This window comes from Pseudomonas sp. UBA1879 (assembly GCF_002338065.1).
GTDB lineage: Bacteria > Pseudomonadota > Gammaproteobacteria > Pseudomonadales > Pseudomonadaceae > Aquipseudomonas.
Genome location: NZ_DDHJ01000006.1, coordinates 35706 through 59391, shown reverse-complemented (window position 1 = coordinate 59391; position 23686 = coordinate 35706). Strand labels below are relative to the sequence as shown.

The following is a 23686-nucleotide window of genomic DNA, read 5'->3' as shown; positions in this document are numbered from 1 at the left end:
TCCAGGGTGTTTATGGAAGACGTGTTCAGTGTTCCTGGGCCAGCAATTCGAGGGCCGCACTTTCGTCGATGACCAGCTCATGAACCACATTGCGCAGCAGCACGGCACGAATGATTTCGGCTTTGTACGGCCCGCCCGACACCAGCACGACTTTCTTGATCTGGCGCAGATCGTCCGGGTCCAGCGAGATGGCCCGTCGGTTCAGCGGGTGATTGACCTCGATGCCGTCGCGGTCCAGCCAGCGCCCTAGCAGATCGCCTACCGCGCCTGCCGCGCGCAGCGACCGGGCATCTTCGGGATTGACCAGGCCCAACTCCAGCATCAACGAGCGTTCGCTCAAATCGCCCACGGTCAGCAATGCCAGATCGGCCTGACGCGCCTTGCCCAACACGTCCTGCACCGAGGCTTCTTCGAGAATCATGCTGCGGTATGGCTCGGACGGCGCGAATAACGGCGCCGCGAGGTAGTAGTAGGAACCGCCGAACAGCGTGGCGAGGCTGGAGGCGATTTCCACGGTGTTGTTCGCTGAACCGTAATGCAGCCCCCCCAGCAGCGACACTACAGTCATGTTCGGCAGCGCGCGGCCTTGGAGCTCGCGCACCGCCTGACGCAACGTTCGCCCCCAGCCGACGGCGATGATCGAGCCATCGATCAGGTACTCCTCGATGCTCGGCGCGACGCCGACACCGAGCACGCGAAAGATGGTCGACGGATCCTCCGGCGACGGCACGACGGTCACCCGCTGCAAGCCGAAGCGCTCCTGCAACTGGTCTTCCAGGGCGATGCAAGAAGCCAGTGGCGAATTGATGCGGATCTGTACCACGCCGGTTTCGCGGCAGGTGGCGAGGGCCTTGTTGACCCGCAGCCGGGTGATGCCGAGGCGGTCGGCGATCTGCTGCTGGGTCATGTTGTTGACGTAGTAATACCAGGCGATACGGATGTTCAGCTGATCCTCAGCGTTCACCGGGTCGGTGTCGGGAGAGAACTCGGGATAACGGTTCTGCACGGCAGTGTCCTTGGCGCGGAGAGCACGGCGCCTACTTAACGGCGCCCATGGTCAGACCTTGTACCAGATGCTTGGAAACCATCAACGCGAAAATGATCACCGGGAATACGATCAGCGTGCCGGTGGCCATGATCTCGCCCCAGGGTAAATCGTAACCGCTCATGAAACTGGTGGCAGTCACCGGCGCGGTACGCGCGGCGTTGCGGGTCAGCACCAGCGCATAGAGCAGCTCGTTCCAGGAAAAGATGAACGAGAAGATGGCCGACACCGCGACCCCAGGCATCGCCAGTGGCAGGGCGATGCGCCAGAAAATCGTGAAGCGCGAGGCCCCGGACAAGCGCGCCGCTTCGTCGAGATCCTTGGGCACGCCACGAAACTGATCGGTGCAGATCCACACCACAATCGGCAGGTTGAACGTCAGGTACACCAGAATCAGCACCAGGTGGGTGTCGATCAGGCTCAGGCTGCGCGCCATCAGGAACACCGGCAGCGCCACGACAATCGGGCTCAACATGCGGTTGGTGATGAACCAGAACCACAGGTCTTCCTTGCCCCGGAATTCGAACCGCGCCAAGGCATACGCGGCAGGGGTACCGAGGCCCACCGACAGCACTGTGGTGCACACCGCGACGATCAGGGAATTGCTCAAGCTGTGCAGCACGTCGCGCTCGAACAGCACTTTCAGGTAATTATCCAGGTGCGGGGTGAAGACCCAGATTGGTGGCGAAGCGAGGGCTTCGGCCTGGGTCTTGAGGCTGGTGGCGACCATCCAGTAGAAGGGGAACACGGCAAACAGGAAGATCGCAAGCAGCCCCACCAGGTGCCAGGCATTGACCTTCATCTTCGGCTTGACCCGCTCGGGTGCGGCCACGACGTTCGCGGCAGAAACAGTGGCCATGTCAGATCTCCCGGTAAACGAATTTGATGTACAGGCGCGCCAGCACGATGGTCAGGATCAGCAGCAGAATCGCCTGCGCCGAGGCCACGCCCTGGTCGAACACGCGAAAACCGATGCGTTGGATGTAGACGCTCACCAACTCGGTGGCCGCCCCCGGGCCGCCACGGGTCATGGTGAACACGGTGTCGAACATTTTCAGAATGTCAGCGGTGCGCAGGATCAGAATCACTGTGGCGCTGGGCAGCAGAAACGGCAGCTGTACGTAGCGCACGATCTGCCAGCGGCTGCGGGTCTCCAGGCGCGCGGCCTCTTCGATTTCGTTGGGCACCATGGTCAGCCCGGCGAGCAGGACCAGTGCGCAGAACGGCGTCCATTGCCAGATGTCCATCAGCGCCACAGCGATGAACGCGTTGGTGGTGTCGCCCAGCCATTCCACCGGCCCGGCGTTGAGCATCGACAGCAACGCATTCGCCACGCCGAAATCACGGTTGAAAATCAGCCGCCCGATCAGACCGGCGACGGCCGGCGCGGTGGCCAGGGGAATCACCAGGCTCATGCGCGCCAACAGCTTGAAGCCCGACAGACCGGGCTTGTGCAGGAGCAGGGCAATCATCAAACCGAGGGCCAGTTGAATCGGCACCACGGTGATAAGGAACAGCCCGGTCCGACCCAAAGCTGCCCAGAACGACGCGTCGTTGAGGACGTTGAGGTAATTGTCGAAACCGATGAAAGGGGTCGCATCCTTGGGGCGGGCGAGGTTGTACTGGCGGAACGAATTCACCAGCGCGAACACCGTCGGAAAAATCCCGATCAACGCCAGCGCCACAGTGGCGGGGGCAAGGAAGGAAAAGGCAGCACGGGTGTTGTTCCACAGGGTGGGGAACACCGGTTTTTTGTGTTTGGGCATGGTGTTGGATCTCTGGTCAGGTCTAGGCGTCTGCAACGGCGCGAACGCCTTGTGGGAGCCGGCTTGCTGGCGAAAGTGGTGTGTCATTCAACCCCGCTGTGTCTGACACTCCGTCTTCGCCAGCAAGCCGGCTCCCACACGTTATGAAGCTCTATTTCAGCAATTTGACCTTGCCATCGTAGTAACCAGCCTTCTTCAGGATGTCTTCCATTTTGGTCCCGATGGCCTTCGCGCCGTCTGCCACACTGGTCTTGCCGAGCATGATCGCGGTGCCGTTTTCGCCCACCACTTCGGACACTTCAGGCCATTGCGGGAAACGAGGACGGTAGTCCGGCACGCCGCCTTCCCACGAGGTCACCATCGGCTGCACGAACGGGTATTTCTTCTGCACGTCGGGGTCTTTGTACACCGACATGCGACCGCTCACGCCGCCCGCGTCCAGGTACGGCTTGGCCATGGCTTCGGAGGTCACCCACTGGATGAACAGCCACGCGGCGGCCTTCTGTTTGTCTTCGGATTTCGAGTTGACTCCCAGCGAGAAGCCGCCTAGTGCGGGTTTCAAACCGGCCGGACCCTTGGGTTCGGTGGCCACGCCAAGGCAGTCGGTGATCTTCGATTTGCTCGGGTCGGCCAGGGTGCCGTAGAACGCCGACCATTCGGTGATCATCGCCACTTTGCCCTGAGCCAGCGCGTTGACCGCTTCGTTGTGGTCGTAATCGACGATGCCCGGCGGCATGAATTTCATCAGGTCCTGACGGAATTGCAGGCCTTGCTGGGATTCCTTCGAGTTCAGGTTCGACTTGAAGTTGGCGTCCAGCAGCGAGCCGCCAAACGGCCAGAGGAAGCGCATGAAACTGTCCGCCGACTGCGTTTCGCCACGCCGGGATTGCAAGGCGTAGGCGTAGCGGTCCTTGGCTTTGTCGGTGAGCTTCGGCCCGTAATCCTTGAGCACTTCCTCCCAGGTCGCCGGCGGCTTATCGAACCCGGCATCCTTGAGCATGCACTTGTTGTAAAACAGCAGGCCGGAATAGTTATCGAACGGCAGGCCATAGGTTTCATCGCCCCAGCCGCCGAAGGACTTGAGAAGGATCGGGAAGAAGCCATCGAGCTTCAGGTCCGGGTCCGCCAGCTTGCTGTCCTTGGTGAAGGTGGTAATGGGTTCGAGCCAGCCGTTCCCGGCAAATTCGCCGATCCACACCACGTCGGTGAGCACCACGTCGAGCTGTTCGCCGGAGGTGAAGCTCAACACCTGGCGCTCGCGGCTGTTTTCGTAGGGGATGGTTTCGTAGCTGACCTTGATCCCGGTTTTCTTCTCGAATTCGGGCAGCAGCTTGATGGCGGCGGCGTAGCCGGGCCGGTCGAGGAAAATCGCCTTGATTTCAGTGCCCTTGTAGGGCGCCGAGGCTTCTTCCAGCGTCCACGCCTGCGCCGCGGTCGAGCCCAGGGCGGACCCCAGCGCAACCGATAGAGCCAGGGCGTTCCATACCAACTTCTTCATGACGTGACCTCTTTATTGTTGTGGATGAGGAGTACGCGGGGTTTGCGCGGATGCGCGTGTCTGTGTGAACGATCTAGTCCGGGTGTGGCAGCACGACGGTTTTCAGGGCGCCGTCGAGGAATTCCGCCGGATACCTGAAGGCTTCGGTGGCCTGTTGCAGATCGAAGCGATGGGTGACGAGGCTATCCACGTCCACGATCCCTTGAGCGACCAGTTGAATCGCCCGGTCGTAGACATGGCCCATGCGCCGGGACATGCGAATATCCAGGCCCTTGCGCCGCAGCAACGACGCGCTGAGCGGGCTGTATTGATCGCCATCGGGAATGCCCACCAATACCACGCGGCCACCGATGCGTGCAGACTGCGCGGCGATCTGGAAACCTTCGGGTGAGTTGCTGGCCTCCAGCACCAGATCGACCCCTCGGCCGTGGGTCCACTCGGCAATGGCCGCGTGATCGGCCGACACGTCATCGGCGCCCAATTGCCGGGCTTTTTCGGTGCGGTAGTTGATCGGGTCGATGGCGTAGATCGCTTTTTTGCACAGCCTTCGCGCCAGTTGCAGCAGGCACAGGCCGATTGGGCCACAGCCGATGATTGCCACGGTTTCAAACAGTTTTTGAGTCCCGGCCAGGTCCATGGCGTGAATCGCCACGCCCAGTGGTTCCAGCATGACGGCCTGCACCGGGGTGAAGTGATCGGGAACGGGGTGAATCTGGCTCGGCGCAACGACGATGTATTCGGTCATGGCGCCATGGGTATGCGGGGGAGAGCCCAGGAATTGCACGTCAGGGCAGAGGTTCACATGGCCGCGCTGGCACCACTCGCACTGGCCGCACGGTTTGGCCGGGTCCACGGCCACCAATTGACCGGATTTGAGGCCGAGGGCGGGGTGATCCTCGACCACTCGGGCGGCGAATTCGTGCCCGGCGATGAACGGCTGAGTGATTGTGGCGTGGCCAATGGCGCCTTCCTTGAAGTAATGCAAGTCGCTGCCGCAGACGCCGACCGCACTGACACGCAGCAACACCTCGTCGCCCACGGGCACCGGCAGCGGTTTCTCACCGAGGCGAATGTCGCGGATGCCATGGATGTATGCAGCCCGCATTCGGTGTGCTCCTTGACATTTGTATTTTTAGAATTACAAATGATCGTAGAGCGAAATAAAAGCCTGTCAAGCTCCGGAATGAATTCGCACCTGTAGGAGTGAGCTTGCTCGCGATGGCGTCCTCTCTTTCATGAATGTGGAGGCTGACAGTCCGCTATCGCGAGCAAGCTCACTCCTACAATCGATCGGTGTTGACTGGATCACAACAACAATAATTTCAGGGGATACGATTTTGACCGAGCTCAGCCTTAGCGGCGTCGAGAAAGCCTACGGCGACATCAAGGTGTTGCATGACATCCACCTGAGCATCGAAAGCCGCGAATTCGTGGTTTTCGTCGGGCCGTCCGGGTGCGGCAAGTCGACTTTGCTGCGTTGTATCGCCGGCCTGGAAAGCATCACTCAGGGCGAGATTCGCATCGGCTCGCGGGACGTCACCTACCTTGAACCGGCCGATCGCGGCGTGGCCATGGTGTTCCAGTCCTACGCGCTGTACCCGCACATGTCGGTTTACGACAACATCGCTTTCGGCCTCAAGATGCAGAAACTGCCCAAGGATCAGATCGAAGCGAAGGTGCGCAACGCCGCGCGTATTCTTCAACTCGAGCCGTTGCTCGACCGCAAGCCGAAGGCCCTGTCCGGTGGGCAACGGCAACGGGTGGCCATCGGCCGCGCCATCGTTCATGAGCCGGAAGTGTTTCTGTTCGACGAACCGCTCTCCAACCTCGACGCCTCGCTGCGCGTGCAGATGCGCATCGAGATCGCCAAGCTCCACGCCGACCTGCAGGCGACCATGGTCTACGTCACCCACGATCAGGTCGAAGCCATGACCCTGGCGGATAAAATCGTGGTGCTGAACAAGGGCGGCATCGAACAGGTCGGCTCGCCGCTGGAGCTTTATCATCACCCGCGTAACCGCTTCGTCGCGGGGTTCATCGGCTCGCCGCAGATGAGTTTTCTCACGGTTTCTGCCGCAGCGGTCAGCACCGACGGGGTGCAAGTGAATTTGCCCGGTGGCGGGACGTTGTGGGTGCCGGTCAACGGCGAGGGCGTCAACCCCGGCGATGCCCTGATCCTCGGTCTGCGCCCTGAACACCTGTCCGAACACGGGCTAGGCGAAGCGCAAATCCCGGCCAAAGCGCGGGTGGTCGAGCACCTCGGTGGCGAAACCTTCACCCACGCCGAAACCGCCGACGGCAGCGATCTGATGATCAAGGGCGACGGCCTGTCCCCGGTGAAGGCCGGTCAGACGTTGTCGATTGGCGTGTCGGGTGAGCGCTGCCACCTGTTCGACGCCCAAGGTCAGGCGCTGGCGCACCAACGGCATTTCACCGAAACACAACGCCCACCGGTTGAGCACCAGGCCCCCATCCCCAGCCTTCCACAGCGCCCGTAGGAGATACCCGAGGGACGATGGCGGCGGGGTAGTGGGTGATGTGTTATCCGACACTCCGCTTCGCGACCGTCGTGCCTCCGGTTGCTCCTACGGGTTCTGTGCTGTCGCGGCTTTTCGATACGCTGAAGTCATATAGAAAACGCCGTAGGGACGACGGCGGCGGGGCAGTGGGTGATGTGTTGCCCGACCACCACTTCGCGACCGTCGTGCCTCCGGTTGCTCCTACGGGTTCTGTGTTGGCGCGGCTGGTCGATACGCTGAGGTCCTGTAGGCGCCGCCGGAGGGACGACGGCCGCGATGACGGTGGTGCAGTGGCATCGCACCGTCTGACACGACGAGCTCCCGCAGCGCCCAATCGTCCGGCATCAGATCGCAATCCTCTGCACACCCCGATGGGCTTACACAGCGCCTATTGCGTAAAGTTAAAATGCCACTATGCTGCTTTTCGGCGAGCGAAGCTGAAGGTCGCTGTTACCCCTCAGCATCTCGACCCACAACCACCAAAACAACAGTCGACGACCGCTTGCGACGTTCCGATTCACCCGACCGATGCGCTTCCAAACAGCCGTCCACGGTGACGCGGGTGCAGGACCGATCGGCCTCCAGGAGAAGGTTCGACGATGCGCCTCATGTCCTTTTCGCTCTGCCTGATCATGGCCGCGCTCGCAAGCCAGGTTATGGCCGCCGACGCCACGCCTGAGCCTCAAGCCGTGGTCAGCAAAGCGCAGATTCTGGAAGAGAAGGCGGCCGAGAAAGACGGCCCCACCCCGGCTGTGCCCAGCAGCCAGATCATCACCCAATCCGAGGCGCAGGCGGTCGACCCGGCGGGGGCGGCGTCGGTGGACGACGCCTTGGTCTGCCTGTCGCGGACCATTTATTGGGAGGCCAAGGGCGGGACGGATGCCGACATGGAAGGGGTCGCCGACGTGGTGCTGAACCGCCTGGGGCATGAGGGGTATCCCGACACCATCTGTGGCGTGGTCAAGCAGGGTGTCGAGAAAAAAGCCTGCCAGTTCTCCTGGTGGTGCGACGGCAAATCCGATGAGGTGAAAGAAGACGACCGCTACGCCGCCTCCAAGGAAATTGCCCGCAAGGCCCTGAACCAGCAACTGACTGACCGCACCCGAGGCGCGATGTATTTTCACGACCGCAACGTCAGACCGGCGTGGGCGTCGCACTACCTGCGCACGGCAGAGACCGGGAAATTTCTGTTTTACAAACCGAGGGATGGCAAGGCGAAGTGACCCGCCGCGCGGGCAGCATCAAACGCCTCACTGCTGCACCCCGAACATCGCCGTCCAGTAGATCCCCGCATCGCTCTTCGGGTCCACCGCGTAGGCGGCGCCCAATTCGCGGAACGCCGGGTTCATGATGTTGCGGCAATGGCCGGGGCTGGCGAGCCAGCCGTCGACCACTTTACGGCCGCTGTCCTGCCCGGCGGCAATGTTTTCGCCAATCGCCTGGCCGATATAACCGGCCAGCTCCGCGCGGTCGCCGGGGGTGCCGCCGTTGCGTCCCTTATGATCGAAATAATTGTTGTTGGCCATGGAGCGGGTGTGGCCTTCCGCCGCCGTCGCCAGGGTGTCATTCCAGGTCAGGGGCGAGGCGGGGCTGTAAGGTTGGCCGCCGCATTGTTGCGGCTTGCTGCGGGCGTCGTTGATCAGCGCGAGGATTTTCTGCCCCTCGGCCTGAGCATTGCCCAAGCCGCCGGTCAGTAGCGGGCGCGCCAGCACGACGCGCCAGTCGCGATCATTACGGCTCACGCCCACGTCGACGAACTGTGGATTGAGCACCACCTGGCAAAAACTTTCCTGAATCGCTTTCATGGCAGAGGCAGCATCGCGCGGGCCGGACAGGCTGATGGCCTGCACGGAAACCATCGGGTACGACGCCCGGGACAGCATCGGCTGCAGATCGACAGCGCCACTGGCGGGCAGATTCAAACGCGGGTCAGGGTTGAGCGGCGGCAGCTCTTGAGACACGACGTTGGCGCACGGTTGCGCTTCGCTGCGGTAGGTGTTGATGGACTGAATCAACTGCGTTTCTTCGCTGGCCAGCGCGGTCCCGGTCAACATCAGCAGGCCTGAAACGGCCGCAAGATGCGTGAGTGTTGTGAAACGCATGAAGATCTCCCTTGAGCTGACTGCGGCCATGATGCGCGATTTTGCCTGGTTCGAAATAGTCTGAGCCGAAGAATTCATGGAGGTTGCAGTCCAGTTGCAGGTTTTGCAACGGCAAACGCCTGAATCGGTCGGACGCACAGTGTTCGACGCGACGTGCATGGCGACAATCCGCACATCGATTCGCTCAACGACAACCTGCGCCTGGCTGTCACCGCGACCCATCTGGCGAACAGGGCCTACGTCGCGTCGTGCTATTCGTACGCGTGGTACTGGTACGGCCCGCAGCGGGCGGTCACAGCGAGTGCGGCCTCTCGTTGGTCATCGTGGATGCTGCACGTGATGGCGGATGACGCCATGGCGATCCAGCGTTCATACGACAGCGCGGGGGGCGCGGTCGAGGGGGTATTCCCGGCGGGCATGAATGTTATCGCCCGGCGCTGTCTACTAGGCTTCGGCGCGGCTTGAGAGGATGAGCTCACCCAATGTTCACCACTCACAAGGAACGCCGCCATGACCCTGCAAGCCACCCTCGACGCCTTCAAAGCCGATTTCGTCGCCGGTAAACCGCCCTACAACGCACCAGCTCCCGTGCACGCCATCATGAAGCGCGCCACTGACGAACTGATCGCCTCCGGCCAGGCCGAGCGTACATTGAAGGTCGGCGACAAAGCGCCGGTCTTCACCCTCGATGATCCCGACGGCCATCCGGTGTCCTCTGCCGAACTGCTGGCCAAGGGGCCGTTGGTCATCAGTTTCTACCGGGGCGTCTGGTGCCCGTACTGCAACATGGAGCTGCAAGCCCTCGAGGCCGCCCTGCCTGAGTATCAAGCGCTGGGCGCGAGCCTGGTGGCGATCTCGCCCCAGGTCAAAGCCAATAGCCGCAAGTCGGTGCGCCAGAATGGCTTGACGTTCCCGATTCTCAGCGACGTCAAAAGCCAGGTCGCCGAAGCTTTCGGCCTGCGCTTCACACTGCCGGATTACCTGATTGAGCTCTACAAAGGGTTTGGCAATGACCTGCCGACCTTCAACGACGACCCGGCCTGGGTGCTGCCGATGCCCGCGCGGTTCGTGATCGGCCAGGACGGTGTGATCACGTACGCCGAGGTCAATCCGGATTACACCCAACGCCCGGAACCCACCGACCTGTTGCCGGCCTTGCGCGGCTGAGTCGCCGCCGTAACACCCGCCGTCACCCTGTGTGGCGGCGTTTGCCGTTCACAGATTTTGCAGCCCGTCGAATGATCGGCGATGCTGCGCGCACTGTTTCGACTGACAAGGAACTCCGATGGACCGTCTTGCTGCGATGGAAACCTTTATCTGCGCCGTGGAAACCGGCTCGTTCTCGGCAGCGGCCAAACGGCTTGGGGTCGGACAGCCCGCCGTGTCCAAATCCATCGCCTCGCTGGAGGAAGCCCTCGGTACCCGCCTACTGCTGCGCACCACCCGGGGGTTGACCCCCACCGAAGCGGGGCGGACCTACTACGAGGCCGCCCGGCGCACGGTCGATCAGGCCAACGAGGCCGACGCCGCCGTGCAGGGCGCCGGGGCAGGGTTCAATGGGCGGTTGCGGATCAGCGCGCCGGTGACCTTTGCCAGCTTGCACGTGGTGCCCTATCTCGGGCCGCTGCTGCAAAAGCACCCGCAACTGACGGTCGAAGTCATCCTGGATGACCGCAGCGTCGATCTGGTGGAAGAGGGCATCGACGTCTCATTGCGCATGGGCGCATTAAGCGATTCATCGATGACCGCCCGGAAGATCGCCGAGGGGCGGCGGCGCCTCATCGCCACCCCCGCGTACCTGCAATGCCACGGCGTACCGACCCATCCCCGCGACTTGGCTGGCCATCAGGGAGTGATCTACCAGCGCGGCATTGGCGGCGACACGTGGGACATGCGCCAAGGTGACGACGTGTTCAGCGCATCGCTGACCGGGCGCATCCGGGTGTCGGCGGCCGAAGGCGTGCGCGCCGCGGTGAAAGCCAATCTCGGTCTGGTCATGGCCTCGGAATGGATGTTTGCCCCGGAGCTGGCCAGTGGCGAAGTGGTGACTGTGCTCGACGACTGGACCCTGCCTCCCATCGATGTGTGGGCGGTGTTTCCGGCCGGGCGCATGACCAGCGTCAAGGCCCGGGCGTTCGTCGATTACGTGGCGGCGTTGCTGGCGCACTGACAAAACGTCAGGCGGCTCGCTCGACCTATGGGGGCGAATTCATTCGCGATTCAGAGACCTATCCCGCACCGATGGATCGGACGTGCCGACTTCTCGTCGAATGCCGCCCCGAATGAATTCGCGCTCACCGTCGAGAGCCGCAGATGCGGCGACTTTCTCTCACTCATCAAACCCATAAAGCTGCGCCGGGTTGTCCACCAGAATGGCCTGCCGTGCAGCGTCGCTGTCGGTCCAGTCCAGCAACAGGTCCAGCAGGTCGGCGTCATCGGGTTTATGGGCCTCGGTGACGTGGGGCCAGTCGCTGCCCCAGACCATGCGCTGCGGTGCCAGTGTGGCGAAGTCCTGGGCCAGCGAGCGCACATCGGCGTAACGCGGTCCGCCCTGCGCGGTATTCAGGTAAGGACCGCTGAGCTTGACCCAGGCCTTGTCGGCGTCGATCAGCCGCGCGATGAAGCGAAACCCGGGGTGGCTGGCGTTTGAACCCACGGGCATCCGCCCCATGTGATCGAAGACGATCTGTACCGGCAGGTTCGCCAGCAGCGTTTGCTGTTCAACAATTTGCTCCGCGGCCATATGGATCTGCAGGTGCCAGCCGAACTCGGCAATGCGCTCGGCCAAGGGTTTGATCATCTCGACGCTGACCACTTGATTGCCCGCATTCCACAGGCTGAAGCGCAGGCCGCGAATACCGCCTTCATGCAGCGTGATCAGCTCGTTGTCGGTGACGCGGGTGTCGACCACCGCAACGCCACGCGCCTGCCCCCGCATGTGTGCGATGGCGTCCAGGGTGCAGCGGTTATCGGTGGCGTAATACTTCGGTTGCACGATCACCGCACGACGCAGGCCGAGGGATTCGCGAACCTTGTGGTAGTCGGTGATCGATTGCCCGTGGGCAGGCGGCGTCGAAGGGTCAGCCGGGGCGAACCGCGGGTCGATGATGTGGATGTGCGCGTCGCAGCTGTTAGCAGGCGTTTTCAGCTTGAGTGTTTTCATTGTGCTCGCCTCGTCGTTTGCGTGTCGCTTGCTCTGGGCCGGTGATCACGTCCAGATTTCAAGGATGCCTGGGTCACTGTAGGCGCGAATTCATTCGCGAGGCGCCGTCACGCCAGACAGACACCTGTCGCCTGACACCCCCTTCGCGAATGAATTCGCGCCCACAGAGGTCCGCGCGTCCTGAGGTTTTACACCAGCAACAATAACGCCGCGCCGTACGCCACCATCGCCACCAGAAAGGTGACGAAGGTGAACCCCAGCACCCGCTGCACGCCGACGCCCGCCATGGCCACGACGGGCGCGGCCCAGAATGGCTGCAGCATGTTCGACACCTGCTCGCCCATGGCCACTGCCATGGTGGTGGCGGACAGCGAGGCGTGCAACTCCACCGCCGCCGGAATCGCGAACGGCCCTTGCACCGCCCAATGTCCGCCACCGCTGGGAATCAGAAAGGTGACCAGCAGCGAACACACGTAGCTCCAGAACGGCAGGGTGTGGGTGGTGGAAATCGCCACGAACAGCTTAGCGATCACCCCGGGCAAACCGGTGGCCTCCATCATGCCCATGATCCCGCCGTAAAGCGGGTATTGAAGGATCATCGAGCCGCTCTGTCTGGCCGCACCCTTGACCGCATTGGCGTAGGCCAGCGGGTAGCCGTGCAGGATGATGCCGAGGGTGAACATGATCGCGATCACGCCGTTGACCCCGGACAATTGCAGATGCCCGGTGAACGAATACGCGACGATGGCAATGCCCAGCGCGCCCATGATCACGCTGCCCAACGGCGAGTATTCGAGGAATTGCGCGAAGCTGCGTTTGCCTTCGGGGCGTTTGGCGGGTTCCGGGTCCGGGTGTTGGGTGATGTCCAGGCACACCGCGTCTTCATCCTTGGGGCGCAGGGCCGCGAGGACGAACGGCATGATCACCAGTAACCCCAGGGTCGGCACCATGTTGTAAGGCACAAACACCATGTCACCCAGGCTCAGGACATGGCCGGTGAGTTTTTCCACGACGTTCATCGGGTTGCCCGGTGTGGTCTGGGCCAGCACGATGGAACTGGACAGCCCGCCTGCCCAGACCACCCAACCCGAGAATCCCGCTGCCACCAGCCACGCAAAATCCACACGCATGCGTTTGGCGATTTCCCGGGCGAGCAGGGCGCTGAGGACCAATCCGAAGCCCCAGTTGAAAAACGAGGTCATCGCCACGCACAGGAAAATCATCGCACCGGCTTGCGCAGGGGTGCGTGCGAAGGCAACGAGGCGAGTGAAAAAACGCTGCACGATGGGCGCGTGGGCCAGCGCGTGGCCGAGTACCAGCACCAGCGTGATCTGCAGCGCGAAGGTGAAAATGTTGCAGAAACCCTTATACCAGCCGCCCAACAGCGCATCGAGAGAGGCGTTCGGGGCCACCAGCAACGAAACGACGGCCACGATGAACGTGATGAAAATCGCCAGCACAAACGGGTCGGGAATGGTCCGTTCGAACAGACTGATCGTGCTGTCGGTGAAACGGGTGCGCAGGCTACGCGGGGCCGTGATCGCCGTGTTCATGTGCGAGGGCCTCCGTGCAGTCGGAGGGGTTGCGTGGTGCTGTTCATGGGGCGATCCCTTTTATTGTGGTTGTGGGAAATCTCTGGTGCTGTGAAGACACACGTCCTGTGTGAGTGAGCGTGCTCGCGATGGCGTCAACCCGGATGTTCCGGTGTCTGGCAGGAGATCCATCGTGGGCAAGCGCACCCCTACGAAGGGGCGGGCGAACATCAGGTCGTGCAGGTGTCCGGAATCATTGCAAGGCGCCGCTCGCCCGCAGCTGAGCAATCTGCTCATCGGTAAATCCATGCTCGGCCATCACGCGATCCGAATCCGCGCCAAACACCGGCGCCGCGAAGGGTTCGGAGCCGGGCGTGCGGCTGAAGGTCACGGCGCGGGTGAAGCCCTGATAGCGCCCCACGACAGGGTGCTCGAACTCGGTGATCAGCGATTCCGCTTCGCACTGCGGGTGGTCGAACATGTCCTCGACCCGACGTGCAGCGGCGCACGGCACGGCTTCGCCGAAAATCGTTTCCCATTCCAGCGCGCTGTGCTGCTGAAGGGCTTCGTGCAATTGCGGGACGATGATCGCGTGATGAGTCGCCCGGTTGCGCACGGTGCTGAAACGCTCGTCGTTCGCTAGATGTTCCAGCCCGGTCAACTCGCACAAGGACGTCCAGAAATGCGGCGTATTGGCCGACAGGTACAAGTAGCCTTCGCGGGTCGGGTGAATCCCGGTGATGCCGCCGGAACGCATGTCGCGGTCCAGTGAGCGGGGTTCGCTGTCCGCCCAGATCAGCCGTGCGGACTGCATCGCCAGCGCGCTGCGCAACAGCGACACGCCCACCGACTGGCCCAGTCCGGTCCGTTCGCGTTCGAACAGTGCTGAGGACACACCACCGGCCACCAGCGACGCGGCGTAGTAATCGACCACCGAACCGTAAAGAATTTCAGGCGGGCCGTCGGGCTTGCCCTGGGCCGCGCACATGCCGGTCATGGTTTGCAGCACCTGGTCATAACCGGCCTTGGCTTTGAGCGGACCGTCTTCGCCATAACCGGTCACCGCGCAATAAATCAGTCGCGGGTTCACCGCTTTCAACTGCTCGTAGTCAATGCCGAGCCGCGTCGGGACGCCGGGACGAAAGTTGTGCACCAGCACATCGGCCTCACGCACCAGGGTCAACAATGCATCCAGACCACCGGGGGATTTCAGGTCCAGAACCACCCCGGATTTGCTGCGGTTCACGCCCAGAAAAGCGCGACTTTCAGACGCCAGCGTTGACGGGTATTTGCGCAGGTTGTCGCCGGTGGGTGGCTCGATCTTGATCACCGTCGCGCCTTGGTCGGCCAGCAGCGAGCAACCATAGGGGCCGGCAATGTAAGCGCTGAGGTCGAGGACAGTGATCCCGGCGAGCGGGCCGGTGGAGGGGCGAGGGTGCGACATGGATGTTCTCCGATCTTGTTATCGCTGGACGGACAGTGCAGGCTCCGGTGCAGCACATGGGAGCCATTCTGGTCAGCGCAATGGAGAAATAAAATGCGTTTTAGCTAGCTTTAGAATCCATAAAAAATGGATTTATCGGGCGCTCAGTTGCTCGAACAACACTTTGCAGAACACCTCGATCAAACGCTCTTTGGCCGAATTGCGTTTCCACAACAGACCTATCGGTCGGTACAACCCGGCGCCGGGTAACGGGATCTGTGCCAGCTCACCCAACTGCGCGTGCATGGGTCGCCATTGCGGCACCAGCGATACGCCGAGATTGCCTTTGACCATCGCGGCGATGGCGTCCAGCGCGTCCATTTCGAAGCGCTCTTGGGGCTGAATGCCTGCCTGCAACAGATAGCGGTCCGCCAACACGCCGCCCCATGAACGACGGTGGTAACGAATGAATGGCTGACTGCGCAACACGCTGTGCGGGTGCTCGTCGGCGAGGTGGCGGGGAGCAAGGACCACGAACGGTTCATCGCGCACCGGACGCCAGATGAACTCTTTCGGCAGCTCGAACTGCGGCGCGACCATCATCGCGATGTCGGTTTCGCCGGACAGCACCTTGCGGTACAGGTCGGTGGAAAACGCCGGTTCCACGTGGGGGCGCAGGTGTTCGTAATTGGCGATCAGCGTCGCCAACACGTCGGGGACGAGATAGGCCAGGGCGGTGGTGATGCAGCCGATGCGCAGCTCTCCGGCGACACTGTCCAGCGCGGCAATGGCGCGCAGGTCCCGGGCGCGCACCAGCAATTCACTGGCGGGGCCCAACAGCGCGGAACCGGCGGCCGTCAGTTGCATGTTGCGTCCGGTGCGGCTGAGCAGGGGCTGACCGATTTCGTGCTCCAGCGCCTTGATCCGTTGCGCCACGGCGGTGGGGGTCAGGTTGAGCTTGCGCGCGGCCGCGGCGGTGGAGCCGAGTTGGGCGACGTGAAGAAAGCTGTCGAGGTAGCGCGTGTCCATAGTCTAAAAATTCTGGATTCTAAACGTAGAAATACGCACTTTAGTTAGCTTTTTCGCTTTTGCAATATGGACCCGGCTTTTAACAGCGCCGGGGCCATGCACCTGGCTTCCAAGAACAATGCCGGGTATGGGACAGGGTCCTGTCATCCGGCGCGACGTTGCGACGCCTTCAGGCCGCCGTTGTCATCGAGTGAATTGCCCATGCGCAGCAAACTGTTTGTCCCCGGTTCCCGTCCCGAACTCTTCGAAAAAGCCCTGTCCTCTCGCGCCGACGGCGTCAGCTTTGATCTGGAAGACGCGGTCGCCGAAAGCGCCAAGTCCGAGGCTCGTGCGCAATTGGCGGGATTTCTGGCGCATCTTCCGGCCACTGCCAAAACCATCGTCGTCCGGGTGAACGGTCAGGATTCGGCGCATTACGCCGCCGACCTTGAAGCACTGGCCGGCACCCGGCTGGATATCATTAACCTGCCGAAAGTCGAAGGCCCCGAGCAGATTTCGCAACTGGTGGCTGACCTTGAGCGGCTGGAGCGTCAGCACCCGTCAGCGGCCAACATCCGCATCCTCGCCAATATCGAATCCCCCCGTGGTTTGCGTCTGGCCGCCGAGATTGCCAGTGCCCACCCTCGGGTCATGGGCTTGCAACTGGGTTTCGCCGACCTGTTGGAGCCGTTGGGCATCGACCGTCGCGACACCGCTGTCATCCGGCAACTTCAACTGAGCGTGCGCCTCGCGGCGGGGGAAGCAAACGTCGCCGCCTACGACACGGCGTTCGCGGCCATCAAAGACCCGGAGGGTTATCGCGAAGAGGCGCGTTACGCCCGACGTCTGGGTTTCACAGGCAAGTCGTGCATTCACCCGACCCAGATCGACATAGCGAACGAGGCGTTCATGCCGTCCGCCGAAGAGATCGACCGCGCCCAGCGTTTTGTGACAGCCGCCGACGATGCGCAGGCCGCTGGCGTCGGGGTTTACACGGTTGACGGGCAAATGGTGGATGCGCCGTTCGTGATCCGCGCACGGCAAGTGCTGGAACAGGCGCGTCAGGCCGGGCTGCTGACTCACTGACTGCGCTGGACACCCCGGCAACACCGTTCAACAACAATAAAAGAAGACGAGGTTTCCCATGCATAACGCCGAATCGCTGCCACGGCCCGACGTGGCCGGGTCCGAGCCACGCCGCAACGCGCTGTTCTGGCGCTTGATGGACATCCGCATCAGCTTCATTCCATTGCCGGTCTACCTGCTGCTATTGGGCCTGGTGGCCGGGTTGCTGCTGACCAAGGAAATCAAGGCCGACCTGCCGACCATGATCGCGATCATCGGCCTGGGCGGCGCCACCTGTGGCGAGATCGGCAAGCGGCTGCCGTTCCTCGGCAAGATCGGCGGCGCGGCGATTGTCTCGGCGTTCCTGCCGTCCTACATCGTCAGCCTCGGCTGGGTACCGCAGGAGATCATCACGCCGGTCACAACCTTCACCAAATCGAGCAACTTCATTTACCTGTTCGTCTCGGCGGTGGTGGTCGGCAGCATTTTCACCATGGACCGCAACCTGATCATCAAAGGCTTCGCCAAGATTTTCGTGCCCCTGCTGGTGGGCTCGGTGCTGGCATTGCTCGCAGGGATCGCCGTGGGCATGCTGTGCGGGCTGGAACTGCGTCAGGTGCTGTTTTTCGTCATCGTGCCGGTGATGGGTGGCGGGCTGGGCGAGGGCGCGATTCCGCTGTCAGTGGGGTACGGCGAAATCCTTGGCATGGATTCCGGCAAGATACTGGCGCAATTTCTGCCGATCATTTTGCTGGGCAACCTCATGGCGATCATGGCGTGCGGCTTTCTCGATCTGGTGGGCAAACGCTTTCCGCACCTGACCGGTAACGGGCGGCTGCAGATGATCGAACTGCCTCAGGACGACACCGCACCCGGCACTGAAAAGGAAACGCGCTTCGACGGTGACACGGTCAATCAGGTCATCGCGGCGGGCATGTGCGCGATCACGCTGTACCTGGCCGGTGTGCTGTTGCACGCGCTGTTCGGCCTGCCGGGGCCGGTGTGCATGCTGTTCATCGCGGTGCTGCTGAAACTCTGCAACGCCGTGCCGCAGCGTCTGGAAGTTGGGGCGCAGGTGCTGTTCAAATTCTTCACTACCTGTGTGACGTACCCGCTCCTGTTCGCCAACTCCATCGCGGTGACCCACTGGAGCGAACTGACGGCGGCGTTCCACATCGGCAACGTGCTGACCATCGCCACGACTGTCCTGACGCTGGTGCTGACAGGGCTGGTGATCGCCCGGAAAATGGGTATGTTTCCCATCGAGACCGCTATCGTCAACGGCTGCCACAGCGGCTTGGGCGGCACCGGCGACATCGCCATCCTGACGGCGGCGAACCGCATGCAACTGCTGCCGTTCGCGCAGATATCCACCCGTATCGGCGGGGCGATCACCGTGATGGCCGCTTTGCTGATACTGGCGAATTTGCCGCCGGTGTAGCGGCACCGATAGCCGGGCGCAGATGAGGTTCGTGTGGGAACCGGCTTGCTGGCGAAACGGTGGTGCAGCTGCGGATGAGCTGACTGACACGCCGCATTCGCCAGCAAGCCGGCTGCCACGCGCTGTACGCACAGGGCTCAGAGCGCCGCCTTGACCTGCAACCCCACAATCAACGTGTTCTCGATCTCCTCGCCATAAAACGCCCCCGGCTCGTGATGTATTGCACCGACGGCCGAATCGACGGCCATGGCGCCACCTGCGCGCCATACGTCATCTTCACAAGCCCTTCGCCGCTGGCCAGATCGGGGAAATCTTCACCTCGGGCCAAGACAGCATGCTCTTGCACATCACGACTGCGCGAGTTGAACACCGCGGGGCCGTACCCCATGACAAAGGCGGGCGCTTGTGCGCAAATGCTTCATTTGCCGACAACGCTAAACAGGACATTCGATGCAACTGGAATGGCTGGAAGATTTCATCGAGCTGGCACGCACCCGCAGCTTGTCGCGGGCGGCGGAGAATCGTTGCGTGACCCATCCGGCGTTCGGGCGACGGATTCGTGCGCTGGAAGACTGGGTCGGCGTGCCGTTGGTGGAGCGCAAACAGCCGCTGTCGCTGACCCCGGCAGGCTTGCTGTTTCTCGACGCGGCGACGCAATCGATGGGGCTGTTGCTGGCCGCTCGGGCGCAATTTCAGAACCTCGGGATGAACCGCGACGAGCCGGTGCGCATTGCCACCGGGCGCACCTTGGCCCGCGTGTTTTTTCCGGACTGGTATCAGTCGTTGCACGCACAGTTCGGTGCGTTTCCGGTGTCGCTGGTGACCGGCGGCGCTCAGGAGGCCATCAGCAAGCTGAGCGCCGGGGAGGTGGATTTGCAGTTGATCTTTTCCAGCCCGTTGACGCGCATTTTGATCGACAGCGAGCGCTTCGATTCGCGGGTGCTGGCGCAGGAAGAATTGCTGCCGGTCAGTGCGCCAGATGCACAGGGGCGGGCGCTGTTCTCGATTGACGCCCACAGCGACGCGTCGAGCATTCCCTGGCTGGGGTTTTCGTCGACGCTGTCCTTGCGCGGGGTGCTGGCCCAGCACCTGGCGCAGCTGCCTCAGCGGCTGGCGTTGCGCATGATGTATCAGGCGGATTCCTACGAGGCGATTCTGGAGATGGCCAGGCGCGGCAGCGGGCTGGCGTGGCTGCCACGCATGGTGGTCAGGGAGGCGCTGGCGGCGGGGGAGTTGGTCATTGCCGGGGGGCCGGACATGCAGATCGGTTTCGACATCTCGCTGCACCGATTGCGGACCAACCGCAGCGAACGGGTCATGCGGATTTGGGAAGGGTTGCCTTGAACAAGGACTCATGCGAGGTCAGGTCAGCCCCTGCAGGTCGTGTGCACGGACCGCCCCCCGGGTGAGCACGCACACACAGACAGATATTGTGGTTGAGGTGGTGCGTCAGGCGCTGAAGCGGCGGCGCCTGTGCGACCGTTCGCACCCGAATTCGCGCCCGTGGAGGTTCATCTGCAGGGCGGAATCCGAGCCACGCGCGGATGATAGGTCGGCTTTTTACTGCACCCTTTGTGAGCGATCTGTAAATAATCGACCCCTCAGGCCCTTGGCAAAGCCCCGGCCCCATGCCCTTGTGCCGGATAAGCTCAAGCCTGTGCCCAAACAGCAATTGTTCAAGCATCGCATCTGCTTCACCTTGGCACCGGGCCGGGCAGTCACGAAGGCGCAGACCTTTGATCGCTGCCCGGTTGTTTTCACCCAATAAAAAGACTGCCGTCGAGTTCGTCAGGCCAACGCCCGCGAACGTGATCGCCCACTGTGAAACAGACCCGGAAGCCATCCTTCATGACCCCTCATTCATCAACCGTGAGCGCATCCTCGGCCCCTGCCCGGCGAGGCCCGTGGAAAGAGATCATCGCCGCCAGCTTCGGCAATGCGCTGGAGTTCTACGACCTATTGATCTACGGCTATTTTGCGGTGGTCATCGGCAAGCTGTTCTTCCCCTCCGACAATGAAGCCACCTCACTGCTACTGGCCGTCGGCTCGTTCGGGATTTCATTCCTGATGCGTCCGCTGGGCGCCATCGTGCTGGGGTCGTATGCCGACCGGGCAGGGCGCAAAGCCTCGCTCACGTTGTCGATTCTGATCATGCTCATCGGCACGGCGCTGATCACGTTCACACCTTCGTACCAGCAGATTGGCCTGGCTGCGCCGTTGCTGATCATCGTCGCGCGGATGCTTCAGGGTTTCTCCACCGGCGGTGAATTCGGTGCGGCGACCGCGTTCATGGTTGAACACGCCGATGCCAGCCGCCGTGGTTTCTTCGCCAGTTGGCAGCTCTCCACCCAAGGCTTGGCGACCGTGCTCGCAGCGGGCGTCAGCGCCTTGCTCAGTTACGTGCTGACCGACGCCCAATTGGCCGACTGGGGCTGGCGGGTGGCCTTTGGTGTCGGGTTGCTGATCGGACCGGTGGGTTTTTACATCCGTAGCCAGATCGACGAGACCCCGGACTTCCAGAAAGTCGCCGCCAAAGCGGACGAAAAAACGCCGCTGCGGGATGTGTTGATCAAGGGCCATGTCAGCCTGTTGCTGGCCATCGGTGTGGTCGCCGGTGCCACGGCTTTCAACTACGTGCACAAGCTGTACATGCCCACCTACGCGCTCAAGCAATTGAACATCGCCGCCACTTCTTCGTACCTCGGCGCGTTGGTGACCGGCCTCACGCTGATGATCATGGCGCCGGTGTTCGGCGGTCTGTCCGATCGCTACGGCCGCTTTCGTGTGCTGACCCTGGCCTTGTTGATCACCGGTCTGTCGTCGTACCCGATGTTCGTCTGGCTCAACCACTTCCCCAGTGTTTCGACGTTGTTGATGGTGCAGGCGGTGGTCGGGGTGCTGATTGCCGCCTCCCTGGGACCGATCCCCGCGATGCTGGCCGACATCTTCCCGACCCGGACCCGGGGCACCGGCCTGGCCCTGAGCTACAACTTTTCGGTGACGCTGTTCGGCGGCTTCGCCCCGTTGATCGTGACCTGGATGATCGAGGCCACGGGCAGCAAATTGGCGCCGAGCTTTTACGTGATCGCCACGGCGCTGGTCAGTGTCGTCGCCGTGATCATCCTCGGTCGGCGCATGCGTCATCGTCCGCCGGCGTGATGCCCGCTTTGAATCGTCGTTCAACCATTCGCGTGTCGCCGCCGTCCCACAGGGCTCCGGCCAGCGATTGTCATTGTCTGCTGGAGACTGAAATGAAAACCCTTGAGCAAGTTCGTGCTGCCTTGAAACCGTACCCGATTGAAGTCGAATTTCCGGACATCCGCCGTTGGCAGGCGGGCACCCATGGCGTCGATTACGTGCACAGTTTCGACAGCGGCGTGCCCGGCCCCCACGTCATGATCATGGCCCTGACCCATGGCAATGAAGTCAGCGGGGCGATCACGGTAGACGCGTTTCTCGCTCGCGCATTGCGACCGGTACGCGGACGCCTGACCCTCGCGTTCGGCAATGTCGAGGCGTATCACCGCTTCGATCCGCACGACATTGATGCGACCCGTTATCTGGACGAGGACATGAACCGCGTGTGGCTCACGGACAAGCTGGACGGTGACCAGGATTCCACCGAGCTGCGTCGGGCTCGGCAATTGCGGCCAGTGGTCGAGACCGTCGACCTGCTGCTCGACATTCACTCCATGCACGAGGAAGCGCCGCCGGTGATGATGTGCGGCGCCCAGCCCAAAGGGCAGGATTTCGCGGCCACGCTGGGTGTCCCGCAGACCGTGGTCGTCGACGCCGGGCACGCCAATGGCCGTCGCCTGCGCGACTTCGGCGGGTTCGACGATCCGGCCAGCGCCAAGAACGCCTTGCTGATCGAGACCGGGCAGCATTTCTCCAGGCGCAGCCGGGAAGTGGCGCTGGACACCGCGGCGCGATTTCTGGTGACCACGGGGGCTGTGCGTCAGCAGGACGTGGCCGAGTTCATGCGCCCGACGTCGTCAGAACCGCAGCGCTTTCTGGCCGTCACCTGCCCAGTGGTAGCCCGCAGCATGGACTTCACCTTTGTCGAGGATTTTCGCGGGCTGGAAGTGATCGAAAAGGCCGGGACCGTGATCGCCCATGACGGCGGCACTCCCATCGTCACACCTCACGATCACTGCGTGCTGGTGCAGCCATCATTGCGGCACCTCGGGGTAGGCGTGACCGTGGTGCGATTGGCGAAGATTCTGGACGTGAAGCCGCGTCAATTGTCGTTCTGATTCAACGCGGGCCGGACCGCCACCTCTGTTGGGGGCGAATGCTTTGGTGAAGCGGCGGTTCAGTTGACGGTGGGTTGTTGTAGCAATGTCTCGCAACCGCATGGGTTCCGGCGGGTATGATGCGTGGGTTCGGCTTTTGCGCACCTTCGCCGCACAGCCTTCACCCCGACTCAGGATCGTCATGCACACCATCACCCGCCTCGAACGCACCCCGCCCGAATCCATCGACAGCCAGATCATGCAGATGGTGGTCGACTACGTCACCGACATCAGCATGGTCGGCATCGCGCCGAGCAACCCGCTGTACCCGCTGTATCAATTCGGCGTCGGTCATGAGGTGCATCAATACGTGCAAGCCATGGACGGTTCCCGTGGCTTTCCTGTCGAATTGATCGTGGCGCTGGACCCTGAAGATCCGTCAGTGGTGTCGGGCTTTCTGCTGTACCTGCCGGTGCAGGGCGATGCCGATGCGTGTTCAGTGGCGTACATGGCCGTCAAGGCCGATCAGCGCCGTCGCGGTATTGCCCGCGCCATGATCGAAAAAATGCTGGCGCGCTACCCTCACGCCGAGCTCGCCTGTTTCGTGAACAAGGTGCCGTACTTCGAGGCGATGGGCTTTCAGGTGCTCGCTGCGCGCGGCCCGCAGGTGCTGATGAACACTCGCGATCATCAGACGGATGGCCTGCTGGCAGTCATCGACACCACGCCCATCTACCAGTCTGTGGAAGTGCGTCAGATTCATGCCTACTTGCTGAAACAACACGGCAACAGGGCCATGACTGACGCCGAGAAACAGCGTGACCGCCAGTTGGACCAACTGACACGACAAGCGCGCTTGTTCGTCAATGAGCGATTGGGGTAAGAGGTA

At 62.3% G+C, this 23686-nt stretch carries 20 protein-coding genes and 2 pseudogenes; 11 read left to right on the top strand and 11 right to left on the bottom strand.

The features are described 5' to 3' along the window. Positions 1 to 25 precede the first annotated feature (25 nt). From B3N48_RS08605 to B3N48_RS08585, 5 genes are all read right to left on the bottom strand, one after another. Positions 26 to 1006 carry a sugar-binding transcriptional regulator gene (locus B3N48_RS08605; protein WP_296182098.1) on the bottom strand — a complete coding sequence of 327 codons (981 nt, stop codon included), beginning with the start codon at positions 1004 to 1006 and terminating at the stop codon, positions 26 to 28. Between the two features lie 31 nt (positions 1007 to 1037). Continuing rightward, positions 1038 to 1904, bottom strand: coding sequence for a carbohydrate ABC transporter permease (locus B3N48_RS08600; protein ID WP_296182096.1), 867 nt, complete (start codon positions 1902 to 1904; stop codon positions 1038 to 1040). A gap of 1 nt (position 1905) precedes the next feature. Further along, the gene (locus tag B3N48_RS08595) at positions 1906 to 2811 is read right to left on the bottom strand and encodes a carbohydrate ABC transporter permease (protein ID WP_296182094.1); all 906 of its coding nucleotides are present in this window, start codon (positions 2809 to 2811) and stop codon (positions 1906 to 1908) included. A 151-nt stretch (positions 2812 to 2962) separates the two neighbouring features. Beyond that, positions 2963 to 4309 (bottom strand): ABC transporter substrate-binding protein, encoded by a 1347-nt coding sequence (locus B3N48_RS08590; protein WP_296182093.1) that lies wholly within the window; start codon positions 4307 to 4309, stop codon positions 2963 to 2965. Between the two features lie 73 nt (positions 4310 to 4382). Then, positions 4383 to 5414, bottom strand: coding sequence for a zinc-dependent alcohol dehydrogenase (locus B3N48_RS08585; protein WP_296182090.1), 1032 nt, complete (start codon positions 5412 to 5414; stop codon positions 4383 to 4385). A 232-nt stretch (positions 5415 to 5646) separates the two neighbouring features. On the opposite strand from B3N48_RS08585, the gene B3N48_RS08580 reads away from it, so the two are divergent. Next, entirely contained in the window at positions 5647 to 6807 is a 1161-nt protein-coding gene (locus B3N48_RS08580) for an ABC transporter ATP-binding protein (protein ID WP_296182087.1), read from the top strand. A gap of 620 nt (positions 6808 to 7427) precedes the next feature. Continuing rightward, positions 7428 to 8051, top strand: coding sequence for a cell wall hydrolase (locus B3N48_RS08575; protein WP_414704212.1), 624 nt, complete (start codon positions 7428 to 7430; stop codon positions 8049 to 8051). A gap of 27 nt (positions 8052 to 8078) precedes the next feature. Here the strand turns inward: B3N48_RS08575 and B3N48_RS08570 are convergent, their stop codons facing one another. After that, the gene (locus B3N48_RS08570) at positions 8079 to 8930 is read right to left on the bottom strand and encodes a CAP domain-containing protein (protein WP_296182085.1); all 852 of its coding nucleotides are present in this window, start codon (positions 8928 to 8930) and stop codon (positions 8079 to 8081) included. A 130-nt stretch (positions 8931 to 9060) separates the two neighbouring features. Here B3N48_RS08570 and B3N48_RS26840 point away from each other — a divergent pair. The 3 genes and pseudogenes from B3N48_RS26840 to B3N48_RS08555 form a co-directional block, all read left to right on the top strand. Further along, positions 9061 to 9248, top strand: a pseudogene (locus B3N48_RS26840) (hypothetical protein); the annotation flags it as partial. 192 nt (positions 9249 to 9440) lie between these two features. Further along, complete coding sequence (locus B3N48_RS08560) at positions 9441 to 10097, top strand: peroxiredoxin-like family protein (RefSeq protein WP_296182083.1); 657 nt, start codon at positions 9441 to 9443, stop codon at positions 10095 to 10097. A gap of 118 nt (positions 10098 to 10215) precedes the next feature. Beyond that, the gene (locus tag B3N48_RS08555; protein ID WP_296182081.1) at positions 10216 to 11100 is read left to right on the top strand and encodes a LysR family transcriptional regulator; all 885 of its coding nucleotides are present in this window, start codon (positions 10216 to 10218) and stop codon (positions 11098 to 11100) included. A 159-nt stretch (positions 11101 to 11259) separates the two neighbouring features. On the opposite strand, the gene B3N48_RS08550 is transcribed toward B3N48_RS08555, so the two are convergent. The 4 genes from B3N48_RS08550 to B3N48_RS08535 form a co-directional block, all read right to left on the bottom strand. Further along, on the bottom strand, positions 11260 to 12093 hold the full coding sequence (locus B3N48_RS08550; RefSeq protein ID WP_296182078.1) for an amidohydrolase family protein: 834 nt from the start codon (positions 12091 to 12093) through the stop codon (positions 11260 to 11262). Positions 12094 to 12281: 188 nt separating this feature from the next. Beyond that, positions 12282 to 13646, bottom strand: a complete 1365-nt coding sequence (locus B3N48_RS08545) for a short-chain fatty acid transporter (protein WP_296182075.1) — start codon at positions 13644 to 13646, stop codon at positions 12282 to 12284. Positions 13647 to 13878: 232 nt separating this feature from the next. After that, a complete protein-coding gene (locus tag B3N48_RS08540; protein ID WP_296182070.1) occupies positions 13879 to 15069 on the bottom strand; it encodes a CaiB/BaiF CoA transferase family protein in 1191 nt (396 codons plus the stop codon). A gap of 132 nt (positions 15070 to 15201) precedes the next feature. Beyond that, the gene (locus B3N48_RS08535) at positions 15202 to 16077 is read right to left on the bottom strand and encodes a LysR family transcriptional regulator (protein ID WP_296182069.1); all 876 of its coding nucleotides are present in this window, start codon (positions 16075 to 16077) and stop codon (positions 15202 to 15204) included. 201 nt (positions 16078 to 16278) lie between these two features. On the opposite strand from B3N48_RS08535, the gene B3N48_RS08530 reads away from it, so the two are divergent. Both B3N48_RS08530 and B3N48_RS08525 read left to right on the top strand, forming a co-directional pair. Continuing rightward, positions 16279 to 17142 (top strand): HpcH/HpaI aldolase/citrate lyase family protein, encoded by an 864-nt coding sequence (locus B3N48_RS08530; RefSeq protein WP_296182067.1) that lies wholly within the window; start codon positions 16279 to 16281, stop codon positions 17140 to 17142. Positions 17143 to 17200: 58 nt separating this feature from the next. Continuing rightward, positions 17201 to 18562: a 2-hydroxycarboxylate transporter family protein gene (locus B3N48_RS08525; protein WP_296182065.1), complete on the top strand. Its 1362-nt coding sequence runs from the start codon at positions 17201 to 17203 to the stop codon at positions 18560 to 18562. 262 nt (positions 18563 to 18824) lie between these two features. Here B3N48_RS08525 and B3N48_RS08520 read toward each other — a convergent pair. After that, positions 18825 to 18950: pseudogene (locus tag B3N48_RS08520) on the bottom strand (carbohydrate porin); the annotation flags it as partial. Between the two features lie 62 nt (positions 18951 to 19012). Between B3N48_RS08520 and B3N48_RS08515 the strand changes: the two are divergent. From B3N48_RS08515 to B3N48_RS08500, 4 genes are all read left to right on the top strand, one after another. Beyond that, on the top strand, positions 19013 to 19906 hold the full coding sequence (locus B3N48_RS08515) for a LysR family transcriptional regulator (RefSeq protein ID WP_296182063.1): 894 nt from the start codon (positions 19013 to 19015) through the stop codon (positions 19904 to 19906). Between the two features lie 504 nt (positions 19907 to 20410). Then, a complete protein-coding gene (locus B3N48_RS08510) occupies positions 20411 to 21721 on the top strand; it encodes an MFS transporter (protein WP_296182060.1) in 1311 nt (436 codons plus the stop codon). Positions 21722 to 21813: 92 nt separating this feature from the next. Continuing rightward, a complete protein-coding gene (locus B3N48_RS08505) occupies positions 21814 to 22818 on the top strand; it encodes a succinylglutamate desuccinylase/aspartoacylase domain-containing protein (RefSeq protein ID WP_296182057.1) in 1005 nt (334 codons plus the stop codon). 181 nt (positions 22819 to 22999) lie between these two features. Continuing rightward, complete coding sequence (locus B3N48_RS08500; protein WP_296182055.1) at positions 23000 to 23680, top strand: GNAT family N-acetyltransferase; 681 nt, start codon at positions 23000 to 23002, stop codon at positions 23678 to 23680. Positions 23681 to 23686 lie beyond the last annotated feature (6 nt).